This is a genomic window from Mesorhizobium sp. M1088, assembly GCF_040318575.1.
Lineage (GTDB): Bacteria > Pseudomonadota > Alphaproteobacteria > Rhizobiales > Rhizobiaceae > Mesorhizobium.
In genome coordinates, this window is the sequence record NZ_JAMYMO010000001.1 from 332,636 (window position 1) to 355,563 (window position 22,928).

Genomic DNA, 22,928 nt, shown 5'->3' on the forward strand with positions numbered 1-22,928 from the left:
CGCTGCATCAGTTGAGTGTCCACGATGCGCCGACGCTGACGCCGACATCGCCACGGTTGGTGGAGGCCGACACGGCGGCGTTGAGGCGGAAATCCAGGCTCGTGCTATAGCCGAGGCCGAGCGCCAGGCCCGACTGGCCCTTGAAATGGCCAAAGCCGCCGGCCAGCGACAATTTGCCGGGCCTGTCGTCGTAACGCAATCCCGCCGTCGCCAGCGCAAGCGCCGTTCCGGCGCGGGCTTCCGAGCGGTTTTCGCTGACCTGCTCGCCAAGGTTCTGCAACCCGCCCTCCAGCGCGCTGACGCGGCCGTCGAGCAGGGCGATGTTAGCCTCGTTGATCGTGGTGCGACTGTCGAGGCTGAAAATCTGCGCGGTGTGCAGGTTGAGCGTGTTGGTATTGTTGGTGATACGCGCCTCGTGATCGGCAAGCTGGATCGTATGATCGCCGACCGTCGTGTTGAGCGCGTTGATCTGGTTGGTGTTGTTGACAATGCGCGTCTCGTGATCGGCAAGCTGCATGGTGTGGCTGCTTACCGTGGTGTTGAGCGAGGCGATCTGGGTGGTATGGGCTGCAACGTCGTCGGCCAGTCCTTCGAGTTCGTCGATGTTCACGGAAGCGGTCGCCAGATTGCCCGCGGCGTCGGACGTCACCAGGTATTTCGGTCCGCTCTGGGCCTCCCTGCTGGCTGCGCTGTTGATGCCCGACAGAGTGTAGGTGGCGCTGCTGTTGCCGATAGCCACCTGATTGGCGCGTGTCGTGGTCACACCTTGGCCTACGGCGACTGAATCGGCAAAATTGGCCGTCGCACCGGTGCCGAGGGCGGTGGCATTCACCGCATTCGCCTTGGCCGAGGCGCCAAGAGCGGTAGCGTTGGCCTGGTTAGGGCCTCCCGCACCAGCCTGAGCACGGGCGCCGATAGCCGTCGTGCTTGCATTGTTATGGTTGATGGGACCCGAGATTCCCCCGGCCCACGCATCATCGCCAAGAGCGGTACTGAGGTCTCCATCAGAAACGGCTCTACCGCCGACCGCCGTCGAGGATCCGCCCGCAGCTTGGGCGATAGTTCCGCATGCCATACCGGTGGGCGAAGCCCCGGCGCCATCTGCGCCATAATTTATATCTTCACACACAAACGCAGCCGCCGGAGTCGGCGCGAGGGCCACCAGGCCGGCTGCCGCGGCTATCACCAAAGCTCCGGCCCCGCGAACCGGCACGCGGGACGACATCAGGATGCCGGCAGCCCCCAATGCAGCCGACCACTCAAAGCCTTCTACAACACGGCTCTTCATCGAATTATCCCCTTCTTTCCAGAACGGCGCCGGCCGATCGCAAAGCTCCCGATGAGATGGACCATGCATGAAGCCGGCAACGGCCGGACAGTCGGCAAATGCCTACACTTCGCGGCATTCCCCCTGTTCTTGCAGCGTTTTCAGTCCTGGCTGTTGCAATCTTGCAACGTCGGGCCGGTTGACTGACCGAAATCACGAAAACGGCCGCGCGCTCGTCAGCAGCGCCACGAGCTGGCTTTGGCGACTGGTTCCGGTTTTCCGAAAAATTCGCTCGAGATAAGTACGGGCCGATTTGACGGCGATGCCGATTTCGAGGGCGGCTTCCTGTACGGAACGGCCTGAGGCAAGCACGATGGCGAGCCGGGCTTCCGCCGGCGTCAAGTCGAACAGGCCCGAAAGGATATCGGGCGACGGCACCGTCGCGCTGATGCTGACGGCAGTTGCCGCGACAAGGATATCCGCGCCCGAAAAGATGTCATGTGCGGCACGGCGCAACGGCAAAAGGTGAACGATCAGCGCAGGCCGCCCCTCGACGGCTGGGACAGGGATGGACCGCACAACGCGATGGTCGGCGTTGTGCATGATGGCTTGCTGGAAAAGCGCGTTTGCAGACAGGTCCGCAAGCACCATGCCGCCGCCGGCCTGGGGGATGAAGACGTCCTTCATATCTTCCAGCAGGCGGTTGACCGTCAGCACGCGGCCCGATCTGCTCATGACTGCCGCTGGCAGCTCGATCTCGCTCAGAATGGACACGGCGGTCCTGGCCCGCTCCAGACCGAGCCGCCCGGCGACAAGGCCGGCCCGCGCCAGATGCGGACGCAGTCCGTTCAGCAGGTCGATCGCGGCTTGATCGTACTTGCCGTCCTTCAGCCAGCGCTGGAAGACGAACAGCACAAGCTCCCCGCTCGGCATGGGAATCGACGTACAGACGGGCGATCCGACGCCGAAATTTCTTGCCCATGCGTAGATCGGGTCCCGCTCGATCTCATCGCCGGTCATGATGTCGTCGACCCGCACAAAGCTTGCCGGCTGAGTGCTGCACATGCGCTGCACGCTCTCGGAAAATTTCCAATCTGCCATGAAAGCGTCGATCAAGGGCTCGGCCTGCGCCTCGCCGATGGCGCGAAGCGGGGAATGATCGCTGATCATGAAAATCGAGCCGCTTGCCGAGCGCGTGATCGCACTGGTCGCTTCCAAGGCATCCGGCCACAGCTCGGCTGCGAATGCGGCTTCATAGATACGGTCGACGATGGCGAAGGCTTCTTCGTTTCGCGGCATTTCCAGCATCGGCACCCCCTGACGGCTGGCGAGGCAAGAACTGAGGGCACATCCTGCCACGCAAAGTTGCATGGCGGAAGCTTTCAACCGCTGGCCATTATGGATCGCTTACGGCGTCGGGAAATAGCGCCGTGCAGGCAGCGCCAAAGCGGACGCCACGCGGTCAAGAGTCGCAGTTCAGGCCCTTTCGGCATGGTTTATTAATTGCTTGACCCGATTGTGAATTCGGGCCGGGTTGAAGCACGACCCCAAAAAGGCCATGCTTTACCTGTAAAGATCGAGTCTACGGCGATCCCGCTGACGCGGAGATGGCGTTTGGCTGAAAGGGATATGATGCGGCAAGGATATGCGCGCTGGCTGACGGGGCTGGCAATCGCGACGGGCATGGCGATCTCGGCTTTGCCGGCGCATGCCAAACAGACCGCCGAGCCGGTCAGGATCACATCCTTCTCGGGGGCCTATCTTGCCGCCAGGATTGCCGACGGCGACAACGACCTCGACAGCGCCATTTCCTATTACAAGCAGGCGCTTGCGTTCGATCCGAACGATACGGGACTGCAGCAGAGCCTGATGCTGTCGCTGATCGCGCAGGGGCGCTTCGACGAATCCCTGGTCTATGCCGACAAGCTCAAGGCGGTTCCCGATGTCGAGCGCTTCTCGCGCCTGGCGCTGGCCATCGATTCCTTCCACAAGAAGGATTTCTCCAAGGCCGAATACTGGCTCAAGCTGTCGCTCGAATCCGATCTCGACCGGCTGATCTCCGGCGTCATGACCGGCTGGGCCAAGCAGGGTGCGGGTGACGCCGGCGAGGCCATGGCTTCCATCGACAAGCTGCAAGGCCCCGACTGGTTCAGCCTGTTCAAGTCCTTCCACCGCGCCTTGATTGCCGACGCCTCCGGCCTGCCCGACAGGGCGGATGCGCTCTACACCGCCACCGTGCAGGACACGGCCGCCGGCGGTGCGGCCCCCGAAACATGGATGCGCAACGCGCAGGCCTACGCCTCTTTCCTCGCCCGCAAAGGCGACAAGGCCAAGGCGCTGTCGGTGCTCGACAAGGCCGAGGCGTTTGCGCCCGGCAAGGTCGAGATTGCAGCCCTTCGCGACAAGATCAACAAGGGCGAAAAGATCGAGCCCTTCGTTGCCGGTCCGTCGGACGGCGCCTCGGAAATCCTGCTCGATCTCGCCACCGCGCTCAACCGCGGCGGCGGCGAGCCGTTCGTGCGGCTTTATCTGCAATATGCCCTGGCGCTGCGGCCCGACAACGACGCGGCGCTCGTTCAGCTTGCCGCCGTTGCCGAGCAGTTGAAAGACGGCGAGGGCGCCATCGCGCTCTATCGCCGCATTCCCGCCGGCTCGCCGCTGAAGCAGCTTTCGGACCTGCAGCTTGGCCTCAACCTTGCCGATCTCGACCGCAACGACGAGGCGATCACTCACCTCAAGGCCATCGTCGATGCGCATCCAGACGACATGCGCGCCTATCTGGCGCTCGGCGGCGTCTATTCCTCGAAGGAGGATTTCCGCTCCGCCGCCAATCTTTACGACAAGGCGGTCGAGGTGCTGAAGACGCCGACCGCCGCCAACTGGAACATCTTCTACCAGCGCGGCATCGCCTATGAGCGGCTGAAGGAATGGCCGAAGGCCGAGCCGAATTTCCGCAAGGCGCTGGAGCTCTACCCCGACCAGCCGCAGGTTCTGAACTATCTCGGCTATTCCTGGGTCGACAAGAACATGAACCTCAAGGAAGGCCTCGCGATGATCCAGAAGGCCGTCGACCTGAGGCCGAGCGACGGCTACATCGTCGATTCGCTGGGCTGGGCCTATTACCGCCTTGGCCAGTTCGACGATGCAGTGCGCGAAATGGAACGCGCCGTTTCGTTGAAGCCGGAGGATCCGGTGCTCAACGATCACCTCGGCGACGCTTACTGGCGCGTCGGCCGCAAGCTGGAAGCCACCTTCCAGTGGAACCAGGCCCGCGACCTGAAGCCGGACCCGGATGTGCTTGCCGCCTTGCAGCAAAAGCTGATGAAAGGCCTGCCGCCGATCGAATCCAACACGGCGCAGGAAACCCCGAACGTAAAGCCCTTGCCGGCGCCCGCCCCTAAGGGGTGACCCTTATTTCCTTCTCCCCTTGTGGGAGAAGGTGGATCGGCGCGCAGCGCCGAGACGGTTGAGGGGTGTCGGACGGATTGCCGTCGGTGCCAAGCTGGAACACCCCTCATCCGACCGAGCTTCGCTCGGCCACCTTCTCCCACAAGGGGAGAAGGGAACACCTTCAAAGGCCTGACCCCCTCTGCCTTGACGCTTGCTGGCCAGGCATCTAGGACGTGCCGGCATCCCGCCTTTCCCGCCGAGGCCGCCGTGACCATTCCTGCCCACATGCACCCCAGCCGCTCGTTCCAGGGGCTGATCCTGACGTTGCATAATTATTGGGCGGACTATGGCTGCGTCGTCCTCCAGCCTTACGACATGGAAGTCGGCGCCGGCACATTCCATCCGGCAACGACATTGCGCGCGCTCGGCCCAAAACGCTGGAACGCGGCCTATGTCCAGCCCTCGCGCCGCCCCAAGGACGGCCGCTATGGCGAGAACCCGAACCGGCTGCAGCACTATTACCAATACCAGGTGATCCTGAAGCCCAATCCGCCCAATCTGCAGGAGCTTTATCTCGGCTCGCTGGCCGCGATCGGCATCGATCCGCTGCTGCATGACATCCGCTTCGTCGAGGACGACTGGGAAAGCCCGACGCTGGGCGCCTGGGGGCTGGGCTGGGAGTGCTGGTGCGACGGCATGGAGGTCTCGCAGTTCACCTATTTCCAGCAGGTCTGCGGCATCGAATGCTCCCCGGTGGCGGGCGAGCTCACTTACGGGCTGGAACGGCTGGCCATGTATGTGCAGGGCGTCGACAATGTCTACGACCTCAACTTCAACGGCCGCGAAGGCGCCGACAAGGTGACCTATGGCGACGTCTTCCTGCAGGCCGAGCAGGAATATTCGCGCCATAATTTCGAATTTGCCAACACCGCAATGCTGCTCAGGCATTTCGAGGACGCCGAAGCCGAGTGCAAGGCGCTGCTCGAAGCCGGCGCGCCTGTCTCCCCCCTTGAGGGGGAGATGCCCGCGAAGCGGGTCGAGGGGGTCACCTCAGAAGGCACCACAAGTAAAACGTCGAGCACTGCACGGGCGACCCCTCCCGGCCAGACCTTGTCTGGCCACCTTCCGCTCAAGGGGGAGGGATACCACCGCCTTGTATTCCCCGCCTACGACCAGTGCATCAAGGCCAGCCACGTCTTCAATCTGCTCGACGCACGCGGCGTCATTTCGGTCACCGAGCGCCAGAGTTACATCCTGCGCGTTCGCAATCTGGCCAAGGCCTGCGGCGAGGCGTTTTTGCTGACGCAGGCGGGCGGCTTGGCGGCTTAGCTCCAGGCGATTTCGGCAGGGGCGCTGATTGGCAACGTGCCTTGGCCGCTTGCACCGGCTATTGTCCGCAGCGCCTGCCTGACGCCGGGCATCGAGAACGTGCCATGAACTTGCGCCGTGAAGCAGGCGCTGAGCGCGAGGATCTGCAGGAATGTCGATGCCGTTGTCATGGTCGTTCAGCCAATAGCTCTCTGCCTGAGCGTTGGTCGCTTCAGCGCTGCGTTCGGTTCAGGGAAATCTTTGATCCAAGGACGGGCGGACCGGCGCGTGTCCGACAGGCGGCTGAAGTTTTTCGGAATTCGCCGTTGGACGCCTTGATCGTGCTGGGAGGGGTGACAGCGGTCAGCCGAGTTGCTATGCCCCCGCTTACCTCCCCTTGATGGGGAGGTCGCCGCGAAGCGGCGGCTATTTTTGTCCATGAGTTCCTTCGATGCCCGACCTGCTTCTAGAACTTCGCTCGGAAGAGATCCCCGCCCGCATGCAGCGCAAGGCTGCCGGCGATCTCAGGAAGCTTTTGACCGACGGGCTGGTCGAGGCCGGGCTGACCTATGAGGCGGCGCGCGAATATTGGACGCCGCGCCGGTTGACGCTCGACATTCGCGGCCTGACCGCCCGCTCGAAGGACATCAGCGAGGAGATCAAGGGGCCCTCGACCAAGGCGCCCGAGCCGGCGGTGCAGGGTTTTCTGCGCAAGGCCGGCCTTGCCTCGATTGCCGAGGCGCATGTTCATTCCGATCCGAAGAAGGGCGACTTCTATGTCGCTCATATTGCGAAGCCCGGCAGGGCGGCGGAGCAAATCATCGCCGAGCTGGTGCCGGGCATCATCCGCAACTTCCCCTGGCCGAAATCGATGCGCTGGGGGCCGGCTTCGGCCAAGCCCGGCTCGCTGCGCTGGGTGCGGCCGCTGCAATCGATCCTGTGCACCTTCGGCCCCGAAACCGAGGAGCCGGTGGTCGTCGATTTCGAGATCGACGGCATCCGCTCAGGCAATATCACTTACGGCCACCGTTTCCATGCGCCTGGCGCCATCACGGTGCGCCGCTTCGACGATTATGTCGCCAAGCTTGAGGCGGCCAAGGTCGTGCTCGATGCCGACAGACGCAAAGAGATCATTCTCGCCGATGCCAGGAATCTTGCTTTCGCCAGCGGGCTCGATCTCGTCGAGGACGAGGGGCTGCTGGAGGAAGTGTCGGGCCTGGTCGAATGGCCTGTCGTGCTGATGGGCGAATTCGAACAGGATTTTCTCGCCATTCCGGCCGAGGTGATCCGGCTCACCATCCGCGCCAACCAGAAGTGTTTTGTGACACGGCCGCACGGCGCGGGCGAAGAGCTCTCCAACCGCTTCATCCTGACTGCCAACATCGAGGCCAAGGACGGCGGCAAGGAGATCGCCCACGGCAATGGCAAGGTGGTGCGCGCGCGCCTGTCCGACGCGCTCTATTTCTGGAGAACCGACCAGAGCGACCTGCCGGATCTCGACCAGCTGCAGGCATCGGCGGAAAAGTTCGGGCTTGATCTAAAAAAACCGCTCGACCAGCGCATGGCCCGCCTCGACCACCTCAATGTAACGTTTCATGCCAAGCTCGGCACGCAAGGCGAGCGGGTGGAGCGGATTGCGCGTTTGGCGGAAGAACTGGCGCCGATCGTGGCGCAGTCGATCTCCCCCCTTGAGGGGGAGATGGCCGGCAGGCCAGAGGGGGTCGCCTCGGCTGGCGCGACGCGACCTGACGTTTCGAAGCAAGAGGAAGTTGGCGCTCCACGCGAGATGACCCCCTCTGTCGCCTTCGGCGACATCTCCCCCTCGAGGGGGGAGATTACCGCGCTGGCGCGCCGCGCCGCCGTGCTCGCCAAGGCCGACCTCACCACCGAAGTGGTTGGCGAGTTCCCGGAACTGCAAGGCGCCATGGGCCGCAAATACGCACTGCTGCAGGGCGAGCATCCTTCCGTTGCCGCGGCGATCGAGGAACACTACAAGCCGCAGGGACCGTCCGATCGCGTGCCAACTGATCCGGTTTCGGTGGCCGTGGCGCTTGCCGACAAGCTCGACACGCTGGTCGGGTTCTGGGCTATTGATGAAAAGCCGACCGGATCGAAGGACCCCTATGCGCTCAGAAGAGCGGCGCTGGGCGTTGTGAGGATTTTGGTCGAGAATGGGGTAAGACTGCCACTCCAGCGCCAGTTTTTAAACTCGCTATTCGGGCTTACCTTCAATCGCGGCAATCGGTTTTCGGTGGTCTGGCGAGCGGACGATGGGGGTGATTTCACGACCGGTGTGGGATCAGCCGACGATTTGATCAGTGAACGGGCAGGTTTGCTGTCCTCGGAAATACGCGGCGTCGAATTACCGGACCGTTCCGCGTCTGACATAATTGCCGATCTCCTGTCCTTCTTCCACGACCGCCTGAAAGTCTATCTCCGCGACCAGGGCGCGCGGCACGATCTGATCGACGCCGTACTGGCGGCGGGCTCGCGCCCAATCTCCCCCCTAGAGGGGGAGATGTCGGCGAAGCCGACAGAGGGGGGCGCTGTCCCGCCAGCCTCTCATTCTGTCGCGCCCCCCTCTGCCCTGCCGGGCATCTCCCCCTCTAGGGGGGAGATCGGCCAATCGTCCAACGACGACCTCCTGCAAATCGTCCGCCGCGTCGAAGCGCTTGGCTCCTTCCTCGACAGCGAGGACGGCAGGAACCTGCTTGCCGGCACCAAGCGCGCTGCCAACATCGTGGCTGCCGAGGAGAAGAAGAACACGACGATCGCCGACCGTGTTGAGCCGGCGCTGTTCCGGGAGGACGCCGAAAAAGCCTTGTACGCCGCGGTCAATCAAGCCGAGAAGCAAGCCGGCGAAGCAATTCAAAACGAAGACTTTTCCGCCGCCATGCTGGCGCTTAGCGTGTTGCGCGAGCCGGTTGATTCATTCTTTGAGAAAGTCCTCGTAAACGACGAGGACCAGGCGGTGCGCGCCAATCGCCTGGCGTTGCTCGCCCGCATCCGCGCGGCGACCGACCGGGTCGCGGATTTCTCCAAGATAGCCGGCTGACGTCCGGGAAAAAATCATCGCTTGTGGCGCTATTTCGGCTGGTCGGGAGCTGCTAGCGGCGCAGGCTGCGGCGCAGCTGGTTCAGGGGTTTTGCTGGCGACCTTTGGGTCGGCCTTGCTGTCCGCGGCGGGCGCGGCAGCGGTGGCCGGCGCGGCTTTGGGCGCGGGCGTTGCAAAGGCATCGCCGACGATACCGCCGCGAATGATCATCGGGGTTCCGGTGAAGCCATGGTTCGGCTGGCTCGGGATTGCCGCGACCTTTTCATCGGTGACGTTTTCATTGACGTCAGGCAACTTCTCGCCGAGCGCGACGATCGACGGTGTTTTCGCCCGTTCGAGCGCGCCGGCACTTACAACCGAAGGCGTCGCCGTCGTTTGCCCGAGAAAAACCAGCGATGAGGCCTGTGCCGTGCCGGCCATAAACGCCAGACCAAGCGCTCCAAGGATACGCATCGAAAACATGATAATTCCCCTTGCCCAACAAGACGGCACCGTAGCCGAGGGCAGTTGATGCCGGCTTGCGGAGAAACAGAGCATTTTAGCGATTTGCGATTCGCCTACGCCCGGACTTGCTCCGTCGGCGTCAGCGTATTAGGCACCCGCATCCGTGAGGTGACGACAGTGGCTGAAATTCGTGCCGTCGGCGAGGCGATGGAAAGGGCGTTGGCGCTGCTCGAGAGCGGCGATGTCGTCGCCATCCCGACCGAGACCGTCTATGGGCTGGCCGGCGACGCGACCAACGGCGTTGCCGTGGCCCGCATCTTCGAAGCCAAGGGCCGCCCTCGCTTCAACCCGCTGATCGCCCATATAGCCGACCCGGCGATGGCCGAGCGCATCGCGCTGTTCGATCCGCTGTCGGAAAGATTGGCGCAGGCATTCTGGCCGGGGCCGCTGACGCTGGTGCTGCCGCAACGGCCCGGCAACGGCATTCATCCGCTGGTCACCGCCGGTCTGGAAACGATCGCGCTGCGCATGCCGAAAGGCTTTGGCGGCGAGCTGATCGCCAGGTTCGGCCGCGCGCTGGCGGCGCCAAGCGCCAATTCCTCGGGCAGGATCAGCGCCACGACGGCCGAGGCCGTGGCCGCCGATCTCGGTCCCCGGATCAAGCTTGTGGTCGATGGCGGCGCGACGCCGGTCGGGCTGGAATCGACCATTGTCAAGGTTGAAGCTGGAAAGCTGCGGCTGCTGCGGCCGGGCGGCATTGCCGCCGAAGAGATCGAAGCGGTGGCCGGGTCAAAGTTGCTGCGCGGCGCTTCGGTCGTCGAGGCGCCCGGCATGCTCGCCTCGCACTATGCGCCAGGTGCGGCGGTGCGGCTCAATGCTGCGGAGGTCGCACCGGGGGAAGCCTTGCTGGCCTTCGGCCGCCGCCGTGCCGAAGGCTGGCGCGATGCAGCCGCCCTGCGCAACTTGTCGGAGACCGGCGACCTGCGCGAGGCGGCAAGCAATCTCTTCGCCCATCTGCAGGATCTCGATGACAGTGGCGCCAAAACCATCGCCGTCGAGCCGATCCCGTTCGAAGGGCTGGGCGAGGCGATCAACGACCGGCTTTCGCGCGCCGCCGCCCCGCGTGACAAGATCGCCCCGCGTGACAAGATGGATTGAGCACCATAGTTTCCACCCATGAACGACATTTCCCCCGATCTCGACCCCGCCGTCGTCGCCCGCTTTGCGACAATCGTCGGCGATAAATATGCGCTGCGCGATCAGCGGGACATCGCGCCTTTCCTCACCGAGCGGCGCGGACTTTGGCACGGCAGGACGGCTTTGGTGCTGAGGCCGGGGAGCGTCGAGGAGGTCAGCAGCATCATGCGGCTGGCGACCGAAACCGGCACGCCCATCGTGCCGCAAAGCGGCAACACAGGGCTGGTCGGCGCCCAGGTGCCGGACGCATCCGGCCGCGAGATCGTGCTGTCGCTGTCGCGGCTGAACCGCATCCGCGAGATCGATACGCTGTCCAACACGGTGACGGTCGAAACCGGCGTCATCCTGCAGACGCTGCAGGAAGCGGCCGATGCCGCCGACCGGCTGTTTCCGCTGTCGCTTGCCGCGCAAGGCTCCTGCCAGATCGGCGGCAATCTCTCGTCCAACGCCGGCGGCACCGGCGTGCTTGCCTACGGCAATGCGCGCGAGCTCTGCCTCGGCGTCGAAGTGGTGCTGCCGACCGGCGAAGTATTCGACGATCTGCGCAAGCTGAAAAAAGACAATACCGGCTACGATCTGAAGAACCTGTTCGTCGGCGCCGAGGGCACGCTCGGCATCATTACCGCCGCCGTGCTCAAGCTGTTCCCCAAGCCCAAGGGGCGCGAGGTGGCGTTTGCCGGCCTGTCATCGCCGGAGGCGGCATTGTCGCTGTTCAGCCTGGCGATGGACCGTGCAGGGGCAGCGCTCACCGCCTTCGAGCTGATCGGCCAGAGGCCCTACGACTTCACGCTTGCCCACGCACAAGGCGTGGTGCGGCCGCTTGCCGGCGATTGGCCGTGGTATGTGCTGATGCAGATCTCGTCGGGCCGTTCGGCCGACGACGCAAGGGCGCTGATCGAGGAGGTGCTGCAGGCAGGCCTCGAGCAAGGCATCGTCGGCGATGCGGTGATCGCGGCAAGCATGGCCCAGGGCGATGCGTTCTGGAATTTCCGCGAGGTGCTGCCCGAGGCGCAGAAACCGGAAGGTGCCTCGATCAAGCACGACATCTCGGTGCCGGTGGCGTCAATCCCGCCCTTCATTGAAAAGGCCGCCGGCGCCGTGCAATCGGTCAGTCCCGGCGCACGCGTCGTCTGCTTCGGCCACATGGGCGACGGGAACCTGCACTATAACATCTCCCGGCCGGCCGACGGCGATGACGAGGCGTTTCTCGGCCTTTACCACATCATGAACAAGGCCGTGCACGACGTCGTGCGCGCGTTTCATGGCTCGATCTCGGCCGAGCACGGCATCGGCCAGTTGAAGCGGGACGAATTGATCGCGACGGCGCCGCCGATGGCGATCGAGCTGATGCGCAGGGTGAAGGCCGCCTTCGATCCGGCCGGCATCATGAATCCGGGTAAGGTTATCTGATCCTTTCGCCGGCCTGCGCCGGTTGGCATTCCGATAACCATCCGCCCCGGATCAGCAAAATTTAACCGACTTTCTTAAGCGCGAGGATAAGAAGCCCGCGCTAATGTTTCTCCACAAACGAGGCTGGGAAAACCGGCCCGGAGAACCGGAAACACCGGCTCTCAGGAGAAACAGGAAAGGCACGATATGAACACTGGACTGAAGCCAGTCTGGGCCGGCCGCAATATGCGCCTCGACCCATTTCGCCTGCCGCAGGTGGTGAGCTACGCCACCCGCGACGACTATGGCGACGTTACCTTCACCATCGACCAGCGCGGCGCGGTTATCCGCCGCACGCTGGAGATGAGCGGCGTGCCGGCGATCATCGCTCTGCCCGCCAACGCGTTTCGCGGCGTCGCCGCCCGCGCGATGGAGGATCCGGATGGCAATGTCACAGTGACGCTTGAGCTTCTGCACAATGACCCGATGCTGTCGGTGCCGCTGCTGGTCGCCGACGATCTCGACGACGTCGCCGCCGACTGGCGCGCCTGGGCCGACGCCTACCGCCTGCCGATGCTGCTGATCGAGGCCGACGGCATTGCCCGCACGCTGGAAGAATCGCTCGGCGCCGCCATCAAGGCGCTGCCGGCGCAGGACCGCCGCAAGGGTCGCGTCTCGACCATGCGCCGCCCGCGCTTCCTCGCCCGCCGCCGCGCCGGCGACCTCGGCCTCAGGCTGGTCATCGGCGGCGAGGAGCTCATTTCGCGGGAGTAGCTAAACCAGCGGCTTCAGCGCCACCCAGGCCGCGCCGCCGATCAGGCCGAGGAAGATCAGCCAGCCGACCTGGTTGTTCGATCTGAACAGCCTCAGGCACTGGTCCGGGTCGTCGATGTCGAGCACGCCGATCTGCCGCGCCAGATGCGCGCCGGCGGCGATCAGCCCGGCCAGTGCAGGCACCGGTGCCTGTGCCGAGGCAAAGGCGATGGCGAAGCAGACCAGCGCTCCGCCATAAAGCCCGGCCAGCCACGCCTTGGTATTGTCGCCGAACAGGCGCGCCGTCGAGCGCACGCCGACAATAGCGTCGTCTTCCTTGTCCTGATGCGCATAGATCGTGTCATAGCCGATCACCCACAGGATCGAGCCGATATAGAGCATGATTGCCGGCTCATCGAGATCGCCGAACTCGACCGCCCATCCCATCAGCGCTCCCCAGGAAAAGGCAAGGCCGAGAACGAGTTGCGGCCAATTGGTGTACCGCTTCATGAACGGGTAGACGGCGACGATGACCAGCGAGCCGATGCCGAGCAAGATGGCGAAGCTGTTGAACTGCAAAAGCACGGCAAGGCCGACCAGTGCCTGCACGACAACAAACATCCAGGCCTGCCGGCGCGTGACCTTGCCGGCCGGCAGCGGCCGCGAGCGCGTGCGTTCCACCTGGTTGTCGATGTCCTCGTCGACCAAATCATTGTAGGTGCAGCCGGCGCCGCGCATGGCGAACGCGCCAAGAAAAAACAGCAGCAGATACCACGGCGACGGCAGCAGAGAGAGAAGCGGGTCCGTCGGACGCGGATAGGCGCTCGCGGCAAGCGCAGCCGACCACCAGCATGGCCACAGCAGCAATTGCCAGCCGATCGGCCGGTCCCACCGGGCAAGCTGCGCATAGGGCCACAACCGCCGCGGCAGCACGCGATAGACCCAGTGGCCGCTCGGCGCATCGGCGACGCGGCCCTGGGCCGCTTTCGACTGGACGGTTTCCATTTTGCTGGAGTGGCAGCAGAGGCGAATGCCGTCAAGCGTCAAGCAGCCCCCGCACGCTCGCCACGCGCAATCGGCGCTTCGGCAGCCAAATGTCTTGACCCGTCGCGCGCGGCGCAATAGCGCAGTCCTGGTCGTGAAATGGCAAGGAATCTGGGCATGCGTGTTTTGCTGATCGGCTCCGGCGGACGAGAGCATGCGCTTACCTGGAAGATCGCGGCGTCGCCGCTGCTGACCAAACTCTACGCGGCGCCCGGCAATCCGGGTATCGGCCGCGAAGCCGAGCTGGTGAGGCTCGATATTGCGGATCACACGGCGGTGGCCCGGTTCTGCCGCGAGAATGAAATAGGCCTCGTGGTGGTCGGGCCGGAAGGGCCGCTGGTCGCCGGCATTGCCGACGACCTGCGCGCCGAGGGCATCCGCGTCTTCGGACCGTCAAAGGCAGCGGCACGGCTGGAAGGCTCGAAAGGTTTCACCAAGGACCTCTGCGCCAGATACGGCATCCCGACCGCCGCCTATGGCCGCTTCGGCGATCTGGCTTCGGCCAGGGCCTATGTCGAGAAGACGGGTGCGCCGATCGTCATCAAGGCCGACGGCCTCGCTGCCGGCAAGGGCGTCACCGTCGCCATGACGCTTGACGAGGCGCTGGCCGCGCTCGACGCCTGTTTTGACGGCTCCTTCGGCCAGGCCGGCGCGGAAGTGGTGGTCGAGGAGTTTCTCGTCGGCGAAGAAGCAAGTTTCTTCTGCCTGTGCGACGGCACCACCGCGCTGCCCTTCGGCACCGCGCAGGACCACAAGCGCCTCAGTGACGGCGACACCGGCCCGAACACCGGCGGCATGGGCGCCTATTCGCCGGCCCCGGTGATGACGCCGGAAATGATCGACCGAACCATGCGCGAGATCGTCGAGCCGACCATGCGCGGCATGGCTGAAACAGGCGCGCCGTTTTCCGGCGTGCTGTTCGCCGGGCTGATGATCACTGACAGCGGGCCGAAGCTGATCGAATACAATACCCGTTTCGGCGACCCGGAATGCCAGGTGCTGATGATGCGGCTGAAGGACGATCTGCTCGTCCTGCTCAACGCAGCCGCCGACGGCCAGCTGGCGCATACTTCGGTGCGCTGGCGCGACGAGGCGGCGCTCACCGTGGTGATGGCAGCCAGGGGCTATCCCGGCACGCCGGAAAGGGGCTCGGTCATCCGCGGCGTCGAGGCGGCGGCGGGTGAGGGCGTCGAGATATTTCATGCCGGCACCGCCATAAACGGCGGCGCACTCGTCGCCAATGGCGGTCGCGTGCTCAACATCACGGCGACCGGCCGCACCGTCGGCGAGGCGCAGAAGAAGGCTTACGCCGCGCTCGACCGGATCGACTGGCCGCAAGGCTTTTGCCGCCGCGACATTGGCTGGCTGGCGGTGGCGCGCGAGCAGGCGAACTGATGCTTCGGGCTGCCTTCGGCCTCAGCGCAAGCCGTGGTCGAATTCGGTCGAGACGCTGCTGACCGCATCGGCGGTGGAGACAAATCCTGGCACCGATGCCGCACGCTTTTCGTTTCGCGTCCAGGCGACATATTCGGCAATCCCGCGCAGAAGGCCCGGCACCGCTTTCGCCGCAGGCATTTGAAAGCCGCTGCTGAACCTGGCCAGGCGCGCCCTGAATACCGCGACCATCTCCTCGAAGCTTGCTGGCGTCACGCTGGCGTAAGTGATGGTGCCGCCGGCGAGCCCCGCCTCGCGTGAGAGCGGCACCGGTATCGAGGTGAGATAATCCGGCTGCACGTCGATCAGGCCGCCGAACGGCCACTGCGCGCGCAATTCCGTGGCGTTCATCGGCGCGACGCTGACGTCTATATCGTTGGGTGTGCCCGCGACCCTGTAAGGGCAGCGGAACCGGCCGCAGTTTGCTCGCGCCGAAAACTGCCAGAGCGCATAACCCTGCCAGTTGCCCATCGGAAAATGCACGCCGATGTCTGGCTTGTAGCGCGCATACCACAGCGGCAGCCGGGACAGGAGCGGGTATTTATACTTGTTGTCGGCGATATGCCTGGCTGTCGTGCCGTTGGTGTAGAGCACTGGAAAGCGGCCAACCCGCCGATGCACATGGCGCACGAATTCCTCGGCATCCTCGAGCGACATCCATTGGGTGGGGTCATCGTCCTCGATGTCGAGGGCAAGCAGGTCATCCGGTCCGGGTTCGGCGAACTCGATGAAATTATTGGCCTGTCCGACCGGGTTGCCGGGGCGGGCGAGGTGATAGGCGCCCCATTTCAAGCCAAGCGCCTTGGCCACAACCTTGCGCGTCTGGAACAGTTCCTGTGCCATCGCATGGCGCTTCCAAAGCGTCTTGCACAGCCGCACCTCGGTCTCGTCGCCGAAACAGAAATAGGGTGGCGGCATTCCGTCGGATGCCTTGTTGATGAAGCCGACAAGACGCTTGTCGGCGGCTAGCCGGGTCCAGTCGATGGAATTGTATTCGTAGGCGTCGACGACCAGCGCCCGGTCGGCATCCTTCCAAGGTTCGGAGAAATCCGAGGCCTTTGCCGGCGTCAGCGCCAGGGTCATCGCGGCCGCGACAAGGAGAAGCGCTGAGCGGACAAGGGGGCGCGCCGGCGTTTTCAAACAGCAGATCCTTGCTGGCCAAAGCCAAATCCTGAACCGCCATGGTTAAGGAAATGCTTCGGGTGCCGAGTGGGCGAGTTGGAGCGCTGGCGAAGCGATCCTTGGTACTCCTCAAGAGCAAAGCGATGGTTGCGATTGTCAGCCAAATAGCTTCAACGCTGTTGCTATGGGCAGGAACAGTGATAGCGGGCGGCTCTGAAACGAGGTGAAGCCATGCCTGCGATAATACGCGACCGCCTGGTCATCCTTGGCATCGACAATCAACGCGAAGGCTGCTGGGGCAGCGCTAACGCTACGTCGTAGCGCATCCACGATCAGCGCCGACCCGACCCGCCGCCGCTGGTATCGGGCATCGACGGCCAGCCTGCCGACCAATATCGCGGGCAGAACCGGGTAGCGTGGCAGATGTTTTGTCTGTTCGTCAGGCAAGGACGCGATTGGTATGCTCGACGCCGCCAAAGTGTAATATCCGGCGATCGCGCCGCCATCGCGATCCACGGCAACGAAGCAATTGCCGACTCGGCGTTTGACATCCTGGCTGGCTTGCTCCCGAATGTAGCGGTCGAGCGCCGGTACCCCGCAGCTGAACGCCTTGCGATCCTGCGATCCGCCGAGCGGTTCGATAATGACGGCGAAAGTCACCGGGTTTCGACGACCAGCCGTTTGTGGGCGTCGGCAGCTTTGCGCAGTGCCTCATTAGGCTCGGGCGGATTGAGAATCGCCTCCATCATGGCGCGCTGATCTTCGATGGAGATACGCATGATGGTGGTGTTCTCGATAGTACGCTGCGCCGCCTCTTGAGCGGCGGCGACCACGAAGTCGCTGACGCTGCGGCCCTGGATTTCGGCGGCACGTTTCACAACGTCCAGCATATCCGGCGAAATACGGGCTTCGAGACGGGCGGTGCGGGTCTGTTGGTTTGGCATTATCGTCACCCCTGATGCTGCCTTGTACGGGAAATAGCCGTACAAATCAAGTGCGTCGTCCGGCTCTAAATATTTTTGCAGACGAGCCAGCAACTGCAAAATCCGCGTGACAAAGTTTGACGTTTACGTAAAACGAAGGTGGACGGGGAGCGTCGGCACGGATCTTGAGTTGACCTGCCGGACTGAGGAGAGCCGGACAGAGGAGGAGCGAGCGCCATGTATCGGGCACCGGTCGAGGAGATCGCCTTCACCCTGAAGCATGTCGCCGGCTTGAAGCCGGCGCTCGATGCCGGCATCTTTGGCGAACTCGGCGAGGACCTCGTCGACGCCATTCTGGCCGAGGCCGGCCGCTTCGCCAGTGAGGAGGTGGCGCCGCTCTACAAGATCGGCGACCAGCAAGGCGCGGTGCTCGACGGCGCTGCCGTCACCACCCCGCCCGGCTGGAAGGAACTTTATCGCCGCTGGATCGGCGGCGGCTGGAATGCGCTGTCCGCGCCTGAAGCGTATGGCGGCCAGGCGCTGCCGGCCATGCTCGGCGTCGCCGCGCTCGAAATGTGGAACTCCGCCTCGATGGCGTTCGGCATCGCCCCGACGCTGACCATGGGCGCGGTCGAAGCACTCGACAAGCATGGCTCGCAGGCACTCAAGGCCAAATATCTGGAAAAGCTGGTCTCCGGCGAATGGATGGGCACCATGAACCTGACCGAGCCGCAGGCAGGCTCGGACCTGAATGCCTTGCGAACCCGCGCCGAACCGGCCGGCGACGGCACCTACCGCATCTTCGGGCAAAAGATATTCATCACCTATGGCGAGCACGATTTCACCGACAACATCATCCATATGGTGCTGGCGCGGCTGCCGGACGCGCCGGCCGGCACGCGCGGCCTGTCGTTGTTCCTGGTGCCGAAATTCCTGGTCGGAGACGATGGCGCGCTGGGCGCACGCAACGACGTCTTCTGCTCCGGGCTGGAGCACAAACTGGGCATCCACGCTTCGCCGACCTGCACGATGATTTATGGCGATGGCTTCGAAGGCACCGCGCCCGGCGCGATCGGCTGGCTGGTCGGCGGGGAGAACAAGGGCCTCGCCTGCATGTTCACCATGATGAACAATGCGCGCCTTGCCGTCGGCATTCAGGGCGTCGCAGTCGCCGAGGCGGCGACGCAGAAGGCGCTCGCCTATGCAAACGGTCGCCGGCAAGGCAAGGCGGCGAGCTATCGCGGTGCCGGCATGGCGCCGATCGTGCATCACCCCGACATCCAGCGCAGTCTTCTGACCATGAAGGCGCTGACCCAGATTGCCCGTGCCATCTGCTATTCCTGCGCCCACGCCATCGATCTTGCGTCGCAGAGCGAAGATGCAAAGCACTGGCAGGAGCGCGCCAATCTGTTGACGCCGCTGGCCAAGGCCTTTTCGACCGACGTCAGCGTCGAGGTCGCCTCGCTTGGGCTGCAGGTGCATGGCGGCATGGGGTTCATCGAGGAGACAGGGGCCGCAGCACTTTATCGCGACGCGCGCATCGCGCCCATTTACGAAGGCACCAATGGCATCCAGGCGATCGATCTGGTGACACGCAAGCTGCCGCTCGGCGGCGGCCGGCATGTGCATGGCTACATCGCTGAACTCAAGGCCGTTGCCGATGCGGTGCGAGCGTCGAACCTTGAAGGCTTCGGCCGCACCGCCGATCGCCTCGACCAGGCGCTCGACGAGCTCTCCCAGGCAACCCGTTTCCTGCAAGACCTGCAAGCCGAAGGCCGATCGGACGAGGCGCTGGCCGGCGCCACACCCTATCTCAGGCTGATCTCGCTTGCCGCAGGCGGGGCCTATCTGGCGCGCGGCGCGCTTGCCGACCAAAACCGCATCGCGCTTTGCCGGTTCTTCGCCGAGAACCTGCTTGGCGAAGTGGCCGCGCTCAAAGAGCGCGTCGTCGGCGGCGCCGACAGCCTTGCCGTTGCCGGCAAGGCGCTGATTTCAGCCTGAGGTTCGCACGCGCCGAAATTCACAAAGGCCCGAAATTCACAAAGGACCAATCCGTGACAGACCACATCCTCGTCGAACGCCAGGGCGCCATCCAGATCATCCGCATCAACCGTCCGGACAAGAAGAACGCCCTGACCCGCGCCATGTACGCGACGATGTCGGCGGCCCTTGCCGGGGGCGACGCCGATCCGGCGATCCGCGTCCATGTCTTTCTCGGCGTGCCCGGTGCCTTCTCGTCCGGCAACGACCTTGCCGATTTCATGATTGTCGCCTCGGGCGGTGAAGGCGGTACCGAGGTCTGGGATTTCCTGATGGCGCTGGCCAAGGTGGAAAAGCCGATGGTTTCCGGTGTCGACGGCATTGCTGTCGGTATCGGCACCACGCTCAACCTGCATTGCGACCTGACCTTCGCCACGCCGCGCACACTATTCCGGACGCCCTTCGTCGATCTCGGCCTTGTGCCGGAGGCCGGTTCGAGCCTGCTCGCGCCGCAGATCCTCGGCCGCCAAGGCGCCTTCGCGCTGCTTGGCCTCGGCGAGGGCTTTTCGGCCGAGCGCGCGAAGGCCGCCGGGCTGATCTACGAGGTGGTCGAGGAGAGGGAACTCGAAGCATCGGTATTGGCGGCGGCGGGCCAGATCGCTGCCAAACCGCCGCAAGCGCTGAAGATCGCGCGCGACCTGATGCGCGGCTCGCGCGACGCCCTTGTCGAACGCATCGGCCAGGAAAGCCAGCATTTCCGCGAGCGGCTCAAATCCGACGAGGCCCGCGCAGCCTTGACGGCCTTCATGACCAGGAAGAAGGCCTAGACCTTCTGGCCTTGTCTCGCATCGTGGACCCGCCGGCAGAAACCGGCGGGTTTTCTTGCCATGATCTCTTTGTCACATCGCCATTTTTTTACATTCGGCCTGGGCCTTTGCCGAAGACGTGTCGATCATGAACGTCTTGCCTTTGGCGTCGGTCATCAACATCATGCAATGCTTGATCGGTTTCGCCATTTTCATCATTTCGGCGCTCATCTTCGCGTCGGGCATCATGGTGCCCATATGCCCATCGGGCATGATCGCCATGACCTCCCCACCCTTCATCACCGTCATTGTCCCCATCGCGTCCTCCGCAAAGGCTTGCGAAGCGAAAAGGCAGGCAAGACCGGCTATCGTGACCAACCTGAGTGAATGCATTGTTTCCTCCTGAATTTGCGCCAGCGGCGCGTTGAGCCCTTTCCTGGTTCGTTCCGGCAAGCTGGAACGTTTCACGCACACGAGATCGTGATCGTGGGAATTGGAAATCCGCCAGAAGCGGCCCGGCCTTGGCCGCCTTCATGACCAGGAAGAAGGGCTGAAAAAATGGGCAGCGGCGCTCCACCGTCGTGCCCTACGGATACAGCCTCATTTTGTCCCAACCGCCCTCGGCGTTGCGCGAAAACACGACACGGTCGTGCAGCCGGAACGGACGGTCGTGCCAGAACTCGATGGTCTGCGGCACGATGCGGAAGCCTGACCAGTGTTTTGGCCGCGGGATGTCGCCGATCGCATGGCGCGCCGTGTATTCGGCGACCGCCTTTTCCAGCGCGAAGCGGCTCTCCAGCGGCCGCGACTGTTTGGATGCCCAGGCGCCGATGCGGCTGCCGCGCGGACGCGTCGCGTAATAGGCGTCGGCTTCGGCGTCGGTGACGATCTCCACCGGGCCGCGCGCTCGCACCTGGCGGCGCAGCGATTTCCAGTGGAAGCACATTGCCGCTTTCATGCTGCCAAGGATCTCACGGCCCTTGGCGCTCTCGAAGTTCGTGTAGAAGACAAAGCCGCCCTCGTCGAACCCCTTAAGCAGCACCATACGCACATTCGGCATGCCTTCGGCATCAACGGTCGCCAGCGCCACGCTGTTGGGGTCGTTGATCTCGCTCTTCGTCGCGTCGTCGAGCCACGCCGCAAAGAGCCGGAACGGCTCCGCCGCCTCGGTAAAGTCACCGCTTGTTAACCCGGTTTCGCTCATAGTTTTTCCCAAATTTGTCGCCGGCTGGGGAGATTGCCGATTGTCGCGTATCGCGCAAGCTTTTGACAGTGGGCAATGGAGCGTTATCGCTTCGGCCAGCGCCAAAGCCATGATCGTGATAATCGTCCTGCCGCTTGCCGCCTGTGGTGGCGGCGGCTTCAGCCTGGAGCAGGCGGAGGTCGACCGCTCGGTGCTGACCTCGAGCACGCCGGCCTCAGTCACGCCGCTCGATCAGGACCGCGCCTCCGATCAGGCCACGATCCGCAACGCCGTGTCCTCCGCCGACGTCGAGCAACTGGCTGGGCAGGCCGTTCCCTGGGCGAATGCCGACACCGGCTCGCGCGGCTCCATCACCGAGCTCGCAGAATTCAGGGCTAACGGTGAGACATGCCGTCGCTTCACCGCGTCGCGCGAGAGCTTCGACGGCGTCGCGCTGTTCAAAGGCGAAGTATGCCTGGCCGGCGGCAGCGCCTGGCGAATGCAGGACTTCAAGGCGCTCTGATTTTCCGCCGGCTATATAGCGGTAAGCCACTGGAATTTCTTCCTATGCAAGCGCATATAGGAGGCGATCATGGAACCACTCCTTCTCCAGGGCAGTAAGCATGCGCGACCCCTATGAGGTGCTGGGCGTTGCCAAGAACGCATCGGCCAAGGACATAAAATCGGCGTACCGGAAGCTCGCCAAGAAGTATCATCCGGACCAGAATCCGGATCCCAAGGCAAAGGAGCGTTTTGCCGCCGCCAATCAGGCTTACGAGATCGTCGGCGACGAGAAGAACCGGGCGGCTTTCGATCGCGGTGAGATCGACGCCGAAGGCAAACCGCGGTTTCAGGGTTTCGAGAGTGCGGCCGGCGGCGCCGATCCTTTCGCCGGTTTCCGCCGGCAGCAAGGGCCGGGCGGCGCGCATTTCGAATTCCGCACGGGCCGTCCCGGTGGTGACCCGTTCGACGGCAACAGCGACATCTTTAGCCAGATCTTCGGCGATGCTTTCAGCCAGCAGCGCGGTGCCGGCATGGGCGCCGGCCGGCGGATGCCGACTGCAGCCGACCTCAACGTGACGCTGGACGTCACCATCGAGGAGGCCGCAACCGCCGAGAAAGTGACGGCGATGTTCCCCGACGGCCGCAAGATGGCGGTCAAGTTGCCGGCCTATGTCGAGGACGGCCAGACCATCCGGTTGAAAGGCCAGGGTGAGCAAGGACCGGGGCAGCCGGGCGATGCGCTGGTCAAGATCCGTTTCCGCCGGCACCCGCGCTACCGCGTCGAAGGCCGCGACCTGCATGTCGACCTGCCGGTGGAACTGGCCGATGCGGTGCATGGCGCCAAGGTGGCGGTCGAAACCCCGACCGGCAGGATTGCGGTCAACGTTCCCCCTTGGTCGAGCTCGGACAAGGTTCTGCGGCTGAAGGGCAGGGGCCTGCCGGAAAAGGCCGGCGGTCACGGCGATCTCTACGCACACGTGCGGCTGATGCTGCCGGAGGGCGGCGACGCCGAGCTCGAGGCACTGATGCGCAGGCGAAAGGGCTGACGGTCGAAAAGGCTGGCGCTTGACGTCGTAAGCGGGCGTGAGTGGTTTCATGCCGCGTCGGTTATTGACAGGAAACGAGCAACC

General features: G+C 64.0%; 21 protein-coding genes. 11 read left to right on the forward strand and 10 right to left on the reverse strand.

What is annotated here, in order from left to right; translation table 11 throughout:
• Positions 1-7: 7 nt before the first annotated feature.
• Both NKH49_RS01735 and NKH49_RS01740 read right to left on the reverse strand, forming a co-directional pair.
• Complete coding sequence (locus NKH49_RS01735) at positions 8-1,357, reverse strand: YadA-like family protein (RefSeq protein WP_352612362.1); 1,350 nt, start codon at positions 1,355-1,357, stop codon at positions 8-10.
• A gap of 123 nt (positions 1,358-1,480) precedes the next feature.
• Positions 1,481-2,575, reverse strand: coding sequence for a helix-turn-helix transcriptional regulator (locus NKH49_RS01740; RefSeq protein ID WP_352925106.1), 1,095 nt, complete (start codon positions 2,573-2,575; stop codon positions 1,481-1,483).
• Positions 2,576-2,899: 324 nt separating this feature from the next.
• Here NKH49_RS01740 and NKH49_RS01745 point away from each other — a divergent pair, with 324 nt between their 5' ends.
• Positions 2,900-4,675, forward strand: coding sequence for a tetratricopeptide repeat protein (locus NKH49_RS01745; RefSeq protein WP_352470709.1), 1,776 nt, complete (start codon positions 2,900-2,902; stop codon positions 4,673-4,675).
• 267 nt (positions 4,676-4,942) lie between these two features.
• Entirely contained in the window at positions 4,943-5,986 is a 1,044-nt protein-coding gene (locus NKH49_RS01750; RefSeq protein WP_352612718.1) for a glycine--tRNA ligase subunit alpha, read from the forward strand.
• Here NKH49_RS01750 and NKH49_RS01755 read toward each other — a convergent pair.
• Positions 5,983-6,156, reverse strand: a complete 174-nt coding sequence (locus tag NKH49_RS01755; protein ID WP_352612366.1) for a hypothetical protein — start codon at positions 6,154-6,156, stop codon at positions 5,983-5,985. The genes NKH49_RS01750 and NKH49_RS01755 overlap by 4 nt on opposite strands.
• 260 nt (positions 6,157-6,416) lie before the next feature.
• Here NKH49_RS01755 and glyS point away from each other — a divergent pair, with 260 nt between their 5' ends.
• Positions 6,417-9,020 (forward strand): glycine--tRNA ligase subunit beta, encoded by a 2,604-nt coding sequence (glyS, locus tag NKH49_RS01760; protein ID WP_352612368.1) that lies wholly within the window; start codon positions 6,417-6,419, stop codon positions 9,018-9,020.
• 29 nt (positions 9,021-9,049) lie between these two features.
• On the opposite strand, the gene NKH49_RS01765 is transcribed toward glyS, so the two are convergent.
• The gene (locus NKH49_RS01765) at positions 9,050-9,481 is read right to left on the reverse strand and encodes a hypothetical protein (protein WP_352612370.1); all 432 of its coding nucleotides are present in this window, start codon (positions 9,479-9,481) and stop codon (positions 9,050-9,052) included.
• Between the two features lie 159 nt (positions 9,482-9,640).
• Between NKH49_RS01765 and NKH49_RS01770 the strand changes: the two genes are divergently transcribed.
• The 3 genes from NKH49_RS01770 to NKH49_RS01780 all read left to right on the forward strand — a co-directional run bounded on the left by NKH49_RS01770 (position 9,641) and on the right by NKH49_RS01780 (position 12,823).
• Positions 9,641-10,621: an L-threonylcarbamoyladenylate synthase gene (locus tag NKH49_RS01770; RefSeq protein WP_352612372.1), complete on the forward strand. Its 981-nt coding sequence runs from the start codon at positions 9,641-9,643 to the stop codon at positions 10,619-10,621.
• 18 nt (positions 10,622-10,639) lie between these two features.
• On the forward strand, positions 10,640-12,070 hold the full coding sequence (locus NKH49_RS01775) for an FAD-binding oxidoreductase (protein ID WP_352612374.1): 1,431 nt from the start codon (positions 10,640-10,642) through the stop codon (positions 12,068-12,070).
• A 186-nt stretch (positions 12,071-12,256) separates the two neighbouring features.
• Positions 12,257-12,823, forward strand: coding sequence for a DUF6101 family protein (locus NKH49_RS01780; protein ID WP_023674094.1), 567 nt, complete (start codon positions 12,257-12,259; stop codon positions 12,821-12,823).
• On the opposite strand, the gene ubiA is transcribed toward NKH49_RS01780, so the two are convergent.
• Positions 12,824-13,807, reverse strand: a complete 984-nt coding sequence (gene ubiA / locus NKH49_RS01785) for a 4-hydroxybenzoate octaprenyltransferase (RefSeq protein WP_352612376.1) — start codon at positions 13,805-13,807, stop codon at positions 12,824-12,826.
• 156 nt (positions 13,808-13,963) lie between these two features.
• Here ubiA and purD point away from each other — a divergent pair, with 156 nt between their 5' ends.
• Complete coding sequence (purD, locus tag NKH49_RS01790) at positions 13,964-15,241, forward strand: phosphoribosylamine--glycine ligase (RefSeq protein ID WP_352612378.1); 1,278 nt, start codon at positions 13,964-13,966, stop codon at positions 15,239-15,241.
• Positions 15,242-15,262: 21 nt separating this feature from the next.
• On the opposite strand, the gene NKH49_RS01795 is transcribed toward purD, so the two are convergent.
• The 3 genes from NKH49_RS01795 to NKH49_RS01805 all read right to left on the reverse strand — a co-directional run bounded on the left by NKH49_RS01795 (position 15,263) and on the right by NKH49_RS01805 (position 17,439).
• Complete coding sequence (locus tag NKH49_RS01795; RefSeq protein WP_502906609.1) at positions 15,263-16,420, reverse strand: glycoside hydrolase family 25 protein; 1,158 nt, start codon at positions 16,418-16,420, stop codon at positions 15,263-15,265.
• Between the two features lie 138 nt (positions 16,421-16,558).
• Complete coding sequence (locus tag NKH49_RS01800) at positions 16,559-17,062, reverse strand: GNAT family N-acetyltransferase (RefSeq protein WP_352612380.1); 504 nt, start codon at positions 17,060-17,062, stop codon at positions 16,559-16,561.
• A complete protein-coding gene (locus NKH49_RS01805; protein WP_352612382.1) occupies positions 17,059-17,439 on the reverse strand; it encodes a type II toxin-antitoxin system TacA family antitoxin in 381 nt (126 codons plus the stop codon). The genes NKH49_RS01800 and NKH49_RS01805 overlap by 4 nt, the downstream gene beginning before the upstream one ends.
• Positions 17,440-17,562: 123 nt before the next feature.
• Between NKH49_RS01805 and NKH49_RS01810 the strand changes: the two genes are divergently transcribed.
• On the forward strand, positions 17,563-19,326 hold the full coding sequence (locus NKH49_RS01810; RefSeq protein ID WP_352612384.1) for an acyl-CoA dehydrogenase family protein: 1,764 nt from the start codon (positions 17,563-17,565) through the stop codon (positions 19,324-19,326).
• A 53-nt stretch (positions 19,327-19,379) separates the two neighbouring features.
• The gene (locus NKH49_RS01815; RefSeq protein WP_352612386.1) at positions 19,380-20,132 is read left to right on the forward strand and encodes a crotonase/enoyl-CoA hydratase family protein; all 753 of its coding nucleotides are present in this window, start codon (positions 19,380-19,382) and stop codon (positions 20,130-20,132) included.
• A 72-nt stretch (positions 20,133-20,204) separates the two neighbouring features.
• On the opposite strand, the gene NKH49_RS01820 is transcribed toward NKH49_RS01815, so the two are convergent.
• Positions 20,205-20,420, reverse strand: coding sequence for a hypothetical protein (locus tag NKH49_RS01820; protein WP_352612388.1), 216 nt, complete (start codon positions 20,418-20,420; stop codon positions 20,205-20,207).
• 277 nt (positions 20,421-20,697) lie between these two features.
• The gene (gene pdxH / locus NKH49_RS01825; protein WP_352501971.1) at positions 20,698-21,315 is read right to left on the reverse strand and encodes a pyridoxamine 5'-phosphate oxidase; all 618 of its coding nucleotides are present in this window, start codon (positions 21,313-21,315) and stop codon (positions 20,698-20,700) included.
• Between the two features lie 40 nt (positions 21,316-21,355).
• On the opposite strand from pdxH, the gene NKH49_RS01830 reads away from it, so the two are divergent.
• Positions 21,356-21,817 (forward strand): RT0821/Lpp0805 family surface protein, encoded by a 462-nt coding sequence (locus tag NKH49_RS01830; RefSeq protein ID WP_352612390.1) that lies wholly within the window; start codon positions 21,356-21,358, stop codon positions 21,815-21,817.
• 100 nt (positions 21,818-21,917) lie between these two features.
• Positions 21,918-22,844 (forward strand): DnaJ C-terminal domain-containing protein, encoded by a 927-nt coding sequence (locus NKH49_RS01835; RefSeq protein WP_023716886.1) that lies wholly within the window; start codon positions 21,918-21,920, stop codon positions 22,842-22,844.
• Positions 22,845-22,928: the final 84 nt, after the last annotated feature.

Excerpts from the sequence above, each read along its gene's own strand:
- ubiA (WP_352612376.1), bottom strand. The coding sequence starts at position 13,807 with ATGGAAACCGTCCAGTCGAAAGCGGCCCAGGGCCGCGTCGCCGATGCG.
- NKH49_RS01780 (WP_023674094.1), top strand. The coding sequence starts at position 12,257 with ATGAACACTGGACTGAAGCCAGTCTGGGCCGGCCGCAATATGCGCCTC.
- pdxH (WP_352501971.1), bottom strand. The coding sequence starts at position 21,315 with ATGAGCGAAACCGGGTTAACAAGCGGTGACTTTACCGAGGCGGCGGAG.
- NKH49_RS01740 (WP_352925106.1), bottom strand. The coding sequence starts at position 2,575 with ATGCTGGAAATGCCGCGAAACGAAGAAGCCTTCGCCATCGTCGACCGT.
- NKH49_RS01745 (WP_352470709.1), top strand. The coding sequence starts at position 2,900 with ATGCGGCAAGGATATGCGCGCTGGCTGACGGGGCTGGCAATCGCGACG.
- NKH49_RS01735 (WP_352612362.1), bottom strand. The coding sequence starts at position 1,357 with ATGCATGGTCCATCTCATCGGGAGCTTTGCGATCGGCCGGCGCCGTTC.
- NKH49_RS01765 (WP_352612370.1), bottom strand. The coding sequence starts at position 9,481 with ATGTTTTCGATGCGTATCCTTGGAGCGCTTGGTCTGGCGTTTATGGCC.
- NKH49_RS01755 (WP_352612366.1), bottom strand. The coding sequence starts at position 6,156 with ATGACAACGGCATCGACATTCCTGCAGATCCTCGCGCTCAGCGCCTGC.
- glyS (WP_352612368.1), top strand. The coding sequence starts at position 6,417 with ATGCCCGACCTGCTTCTAGAACTTCGCTCGGAAGAGATCCCCGCCCGC.
- NKH49_RS01810 (WP_352612384.1), top strand. The coding sequence starts at position 17,563 with ATGTATCGGGCACCGGTCGAGGAGATCGCCTTCACCCTGAAGCATGTC.
- NKH49_RS01750 (WP_352612718.1), top strand. The coding sequence starts at position 4,943 with ATGCACCCCAGCCGCTCGTTCCAGGGGCTGATCCTGACGTTGCATAAT.
- NKH49_RS01835 (WP_023716886.1), top strand. The coding sequence starts at position 21,918 with ATGCGCGACCCCTATGAGGTGCTGGGCGTTGCCAAGAACGCATCGGCC.
- NKH49_RS01820 (WP_352612388.1), bottom strand. The coding sequence starts at position 20,420 with ATGACGGTGATGAAGGGTGGGGAGGTCATGGCGATCATGCCCGATGGG.
- NKH49_RS01775 (WP_352612374.1), top strand. The coding sequence starts at position 10,640 with ATGAACGACATTTCCCCCGATCTCGACCCCGCCGTCGTCGCCCGCTTT.
- purD (WP_352612378.1), top strand. The coding sequence starts at position 13,964 with ATGCGTGTTTTGCTGATCGGCTCCGGCGGACGAGAGCATGCGCTTACC.